This window comes from Sporichthya sp., from assembly GCF_013815995.1.
Taxonomy (GTDB): domain Bacteria; phylum Actinomycetota; class Actinomycetes; order Sporichthyales; family Sporichthyaceae; genus Sporichthya.
Window position 1 is genome coordinate 1 of record NZ_JACDFE010000271.1, and the last position, 5321, is coordinate 5321.

The 5321-nt window shown below is 71.8% G+C and carries 8 protein-coding genes; all 8 read right to left on the reverse strand.

All coding sequences use genetic code 11. The annotated features are described in order from the left end of the window. Positions 1 to 345 (reverse strand): ATP-binding cassette domain-containing protein (locus H0X00_RS21250; protein ID WP_367186724.1); only part of this gene is annotated, 345 nt, incomplete at its 3' end. 8 nt (positions 346 to 353) lie between these two features. Further along, the gene (locus H0X00_RS21255) at positions 354 to 1514 is read right to left on the reverse strand and encodes a hypothetical protein (protein WP_293774603.1); all 1161 of its coding nucleotides are present in this window, start codon (positions 1512 to 1514) and stop codon (positions 354 to 356) included. A 25-nt stretch (positions 1515 to 1539) separates the two neighbouring features. Further along, on the reverse strand, positions 1540 to 2823 hold the full coding sequence (gene coaBC, locus H0X00_RS21260) for a bifunctional phosphopantothenoylcysteine decarboxylase/phosphopantothenate--cysteine ligase CoaBC (RefSeq protein ID WP_293774604.1): 1284 nt from the start codon (positions 2821 to 2823) through the stop codon (positions 1540 to 1542). A gap of 27 nt (positions 2824 to 2850) precedes the next feature. After that, a complete protein-coding gene (gene rpoZ, locus H0X00_RS21265; protein ID WP_293774612.1) occupies positions 2851 to 3123 on the reverse strand; it encodes a DNA-directed RNA polymerase subunit omega in 273 nt (90 codons plus the stop codon). A gap of 50 nt (positions 3124 to 3173) precedes the next feature. Beyond that, positions 3174 to 3737 (reverse strand): guanylate kinase, encoded by a 564-nt coding sequence (gmk, locus tag H0X00_RS21270; protein ID WP_293774606.1) that lies wholly within the window; start codon positions 3735 to 3737, stop codon positions 3174 to 3176. Between the two features lie 2 nt (positions 3738 to 3739). Then, positions 3740 to 4057 (reverse strand): integration host factor, actinobacterial type, encoded by a 318-nt coding sequence (gene mihF, locus H0X00_RS21275; protein WP_293774608.1) that lies wholly within the window; start codon positions 4055 to 4057, stop codon positions 3740 to 3742. A gap of 67 nt (positions 4058 to 4124) precedes the next feature. After that, complete coding sequence (gene pyrF / locus H0X00_RS21280; RefSeq protein ID WP_293774609.1) at positions 4125 to 4955, reverse strand: orotidine-5'-phosphate decarboxylase; 831 nt, start codon at positions 4953 to 4955, stop codon at positions 4125 to 4127. Between the two features lie 53 nt (positions 4956 to 5008). Then, positions 5009 to 5140 carry a hypothetical protein gene (locus H0X00_RS21285; RefSeq protein WP_293774611.1) on the reverse strand — a complete coding sequence of 44 codons (132 nt, stop codon included), beginning with the start codon at positions 5138 to 5140 and terminating at the stop codon, positions 5009 to 5011. Positions 5141 to 5321: the final 181 nt, after the last annotated feature.

The window sequence follows — 5321 nt, forward strand, 5'->3', positions numbered from 1 at the left end:
GGCGCGCTGGTACCACTGGGGGTCGACCTCCCGGCGGCGGTCCAGCTCGCGCAGGTCGTCGGGACGCTCGCTCGCCGCCTGCAGCGCGATGCCCGCCGGTCCCTCGACCAGCGCGCCGACGTCGGGCAGGACGTCGCGGACCCGGCTGGGCACGGAGACGCCGAGCAGTTCGATCTCGCCCGCGGTCGCGAACACCAGGCCGAGGAGCATGCGGACCACCGTGGTCTTGCCGGAACCATTGGGCCCGAGGAAGCCGTAGATGTCCCCCTCGCGAACCTCGAGATCCAACGCGTCCACCGCGGTGATCCGGCCGAAGCGTTTGGTCAGCCCGCGGGTGCGGATCACGGACCCGCTCATCCGATCGCCGGAATCAACTCGCGGGCGGCCTGCGTGAGCAGATCCGAGCCCACCGGCCCGGAGAGCACATAGCCGTAGCCGCGCTCGGACGTGACCACCAACAGGTTCAGCAGCGGTGTCCGCAGCAGTATGGCGTCGCCGTCGTCCAGCTCGACCGCGAGCCCGCCGGCGGTCCGCGCCGCGTCGTAGACCCGGAAGCCGAGCCCGCCCGGCAGCGCGATCGCGCCGAAGGTCGAGAACCCCTGCCCATAGGTGCGCAGTGCCTGGCCGCCCTCCACGATCTGGGTGCTGTCCCGACCGGCCAGGCGCTCCGGCAGGACGGACGGGGCGAACTCGTCGATCTGCCGGCCGACCGCGGTCACCAGGGTCTCGGCCCGCGCCCCGCTCTCGGGATAGGGCGGGGCGAGAACGTCGACCGGCACCGCGTTGGCGCCCTGAGTGAGCTCGAGGAAGCGCGAACGCAGCCCGGGAGCCCCGCCGTCCCGGCCGGTCACCCGAACCTCGACGGGCAGCCCGGTCCGCGGGTCGGCCCAGACGTCGACGTACCCGACGGTCGTCTCCGGGTCGGTGGGCACCAGGCGCAACCCCGCGGCCGCGACCCCGGCCACCCGGCGATCCGCCAACGGCTCCAGGCGTTCGTCACCGCGCGGACCGCCGAGCAGGCGCCGGGCCAGTCGCGGCGGGACCAGGTCAGCCGCCCGCGGCAGGCGTAAGCCCGGCTCGCCGTACAGGACCGTGGTGACGTTCTCCTCGAAATCCCACGTCGTCAGGCCGGCAGGTCCACTGCCCGACGGGCCGACGGGCCGGCGCGGTCGCGCCGGACCCTCGTACAGCCCGCGCTCGCCGGTCGGGGTGAGCACGTCCACCCGCGAGCCGGCCGAGCTCTCCCAGGCCCGAATCCGGGTATGGCTTCCGAGCAGCGCACCGACGTTGTCGATCGCCGGCAGGTCCGGCAGCCCCAGCGACCCGTCGCTCTCGGCGTAGCCGGCGTAGGCGACCTCGGACGAGGCGAGGATGCGGTCGCGCAGCAGCGCGGGGTCGACGTCGGGCGCCGAGGCGGGCAGCGTCGCCACCAGCGCGGGCAGCGAGCAGAGGACGGCCAGTCCCGCGGCGACCAGGGACCACCGCTTCCGCGTCTGCCCCGCCTGCACGCCCATCGAGCCCACCGTACGTCCGGTTGCTTTACGTCAAGCGGGCGAGAGCCAGATCCCAGATCACATCGGACAAAGCAGTCTTGGGCCCACGTTGAACCGGCGTCTCGGTGCCGTCCGCGCCGAGGATGACCGCGGCGTTGTCGGGCGAGCCGAAGGCCTTGCTGCGGCCGTCGGCGTCCGCGCCGACGTCGTTGACCACCAACAGGTCGCACTGCTTGCGCACGAGCTTGGCGCGGCCGTGGTCGAGCACCGAACCGGCCGCATCGCCGGTCTCGGCGGCGAAACCCACGATGACCTGGCCGGCTCGCGGTCGGTCGGCGCAGAGCGCAGCCAGCACGTCAGGGTTGCGCACCAGCGCCAGCGGTTCGGGGTCGGCGTCGGATTTCTTGATCTTGGCGTCCATGGGCCGGGCCGGGCGGAAGTCGGCGACGGCGGCCGCCATCACCACCACGTCGGCGTCGGCGGCGGCCTCGAACACCGCGTCCCGCAGGTCCTCCGCCGTCCCGACCCGGACCACCTTCGCCCCGGCGGGGTCGGGCAGTTCGACGTTGGCCGAGACGAGCACCACTTCGGCGCCGCGAGCGAGCGCGGTCTCGGCGAGGGCGTAGCCCTGCAGGCCGGTGGAGCGGTTCCCCAGGAAACGCACCGGGTCCAGCGGCTCGCGGGTGCCGCCCGCCGAGATCACCACGCGCCGTCCGGCCAGGTCGGCGACCTCCCCACCAGCCTCCCCACCAGCCAACGCACTGCGCTCCAGCAGGCGAAGCGCGGCGAGGTAGATCTGCTCCGGCTCGGGCAGCCGGCCCGGGCCGGTGTCGGCACCGGTGAGCCGGCCCGAGGCCGGGTCGAGCACGATCGCGCCCCGACGGCGCAGCGTGGCCACGTTCTCGACGGTGGCCGGGTGCTCCCACATCTCGGTGTGCATGGCCGGGGCGAACAGCACCGGACAGCGCGCCGTCAGCAGCGTCCCGGTCAGCAGATCGTCGGCCAGCCCGGCCGCGGCCTTGGCCAGCAGGTCGGCGGTGGCCGGGGCCACGACGACCAGGTCGGCCTGCTGTCCGATCCGCACGTGGGGAACCTCGTGCACGTCGTCGAAGACGCTGGTGCTGACCGGGTTGCCGGACAGTGCGGCCCAGGTCGCCGCCCCGACGAACTTCAGTGCGGACTCGGTGGGCACGACCCGGACCGACGCCCCGCCCTCGGTGAAGCGGCGAAGCAGTTCACAGGCCTTGTACGCAGCGATGCCACCGCTCACCCCGAGAACGACTCGGGGGCGGGCGCCAGAGAATTGTTCTCTGTTCGCGTCAGCAGTCATGGCCAGGTGCGGAGCGCCGGGACCGGGTTATCCCCGGGCCGGGTACGGCTTGTCGGTGGACGGACCCTCGATCGGGGTGGAGGTGAGCATGCCCGCGTTGATCTCGCGCATGGCGATCGAGAGCGGCTTCTCGTGGACGTGGGTCTCGACCAGCGGCCCGACGTACTCCAGGAGGCCCTCGCCGAGCTGGGAGTAGTAGGCGTTGATCTGGCGCGCGCGCTTGGCCGCGTAGGACACCAGGCTGTACTTGGAGTCCGTGGCCTCGAGCAGCTCGTCGATCGGCGGGTGGGTGATGCCCATACCGGTGGAGGAAGAGGACACGTGGTGCCTTTCAGGTGAATCAGCGCAGGTCAGGGGCCGGGTGCTCGGGTCAAGGCTACCAGTTCGGCCGCCACGTCCTCGACCGACGTGTTCACCAGCGAGACGTCGAACTCGGACTCGGCGGCCAGTTCCTCACGGGCCACCTTCAGCCGGCGGTCGATCACGTCCTGCGCTTCGGTGCCCCGGTGGGTCAACCGGCGGACCAGTTCGTCCCAGCTCGGCGGCTTGAGGAAGACCAGCAGGGCGTCGGGCATGGACGTGCGGACCTGCCGAGCCCCCTGCAGTTCCAGTTCCAGAAGAACCGACTGGCCACTGGCCAGTTTGTCCTCGACCGGCCAGCGCGGGGTGCCGTACAGGTTGCCGGCGAACTCGGCCCACTCCAACAGGTCACCCGCGCTCGCCATCGTCTCGAACTCGGCGCGGTCGGTGAAGTAGTACTCGATGCCGTGCCGCTCCCCCGGACGCGGGAACCGGGTCGTGGCCGACACCGACAGCCACCAGTCCGGGCTGTGCGTGCGCAGGTGGGCCAGCAGCGTCGACTTACCGACACCCGAAGGTCCGGAGAGAACGATCAGCCGGGGAGATCCGGACAACCTCAGCTCGAGCCGAAGTCGCGCTCGAGCGCGGCGATCTGGTTGGTGCCGAGGCCACGCACCCGGCGGGTCTCGGAGATGCCGAGGCGCTCCATGATCTGCTTCGCGCGCACCTTGCCGACACCGGGCATCGATTCGAGCAGGGCCGAGACCTTCATCTTGCCGACGATCTCGTTCTCCTGACCTTCCTTGATGACCTGCGCGAGGGACGCCCCGGAGTGCTTGAGACGGTTCTTCACCTCGGCGCGCTCCCGCCGGGCGATCGCGGCCTTCTCGAGCGCTGCGGCACGCTGCTCGGGAGTCAGCGGGGGAAGAGCCACGGCAAGGTCACCTCGACTTAGTACGGGACTGGATCGGATGGCATCTGCCTTGCCACCAGCGGCGACGCTACCGCAAAACGGTCGCGTACAGATCACCGGCCCGGGACGCGGCTTCGGCCAATCGGCCGAGGTCCGGGCCCGCGCCGAGGATCTCTCGGGACATGCTGGGCAGGACGTACCGCGCGACCGGACCGAACAGGCGGCGCAGGTCGTCCGCCCCACCGCCCTGCGCGCCCAGCCCGGGCACCAGCAGCGGACCGTTGACGGCCAGATCCTCGGCGGTGTCGCCGATCGTCGCGCCGATCACGACACCGACCGAGCCCTGCGGGGACTGCCCCGCGTTGTGCGCAGCGACGGCGGCGAGCATGGTGCCGGCCACGGTCCGCCCGTCCGGAGTGCGAGCGTGCTGCACCTGCGGGCCCTCCGGGTTGGAGGTCAGCGCGAGGACGAACACCCCGCCGCCATGCGCCTCGGCCGCATCCAGGAACGGCTGCAGCGAACCGAACCCGAGGTACGGAGAGACGGTGAGGGCGTCCGAGCACAACGGACTCGCAGGATCGAGGTAGGCGTGGGCGTAGGCCGCGGCCGTGGTGCCGATGTCGCCGCGTTTGACGTCGGTGACCACCAGCAGCCCCGCGGCGCGCGCGTCCGCGATGGTCCGCTCCAACGCGAGTACACCGGCCGAGCCGAACCGCTCGAAGAACGCCGACTGTGGCTTCACCACAGGCACCCGACCGGCCAGCGCCTCGACCACCGTACGACCGAACCGCTCCGCACCAGCGGCGTCGTCCGACAGTCCCCAGGCGTCCAGCAAGGACGAGTGCGGGTCGATGCCGACACACAGCGGACCGTGCGCCTCGACGGCGTTCCAGAGCCGCAGGCCGAAGGATTCGCTCATGGTGGCGACCCTAAGCGACGCAGCTGACGGATTGCCCGTCAGCCGCGTCCCTGTCAGACCGCCGCGATCGGGTCCGGGGCGCCGTTGGTGGGCCGGCGCGGCGAGGACTCCGCGGTGGTGTAGACCGTGTCGCCGGCCTCGATGCCGAGGTGCCAGGCCTCGCCCCGGATCAGCTGCGCGGTCACGTCTCCTCGTCCAGGGTGCGGATCTCGACCCGTGACTCCAGACCGGGTCGACATCCTCCGGGCCTCGACCCAGATCCGCTCGGTGGACGCCTGACCCGGCCTCACAGAATCCCGATGTGATCCGCGCGTCGTGCGCGACCTTCCGGTCGCGGTGATGGCATCGCCCGGCCAGGGGCGGGCG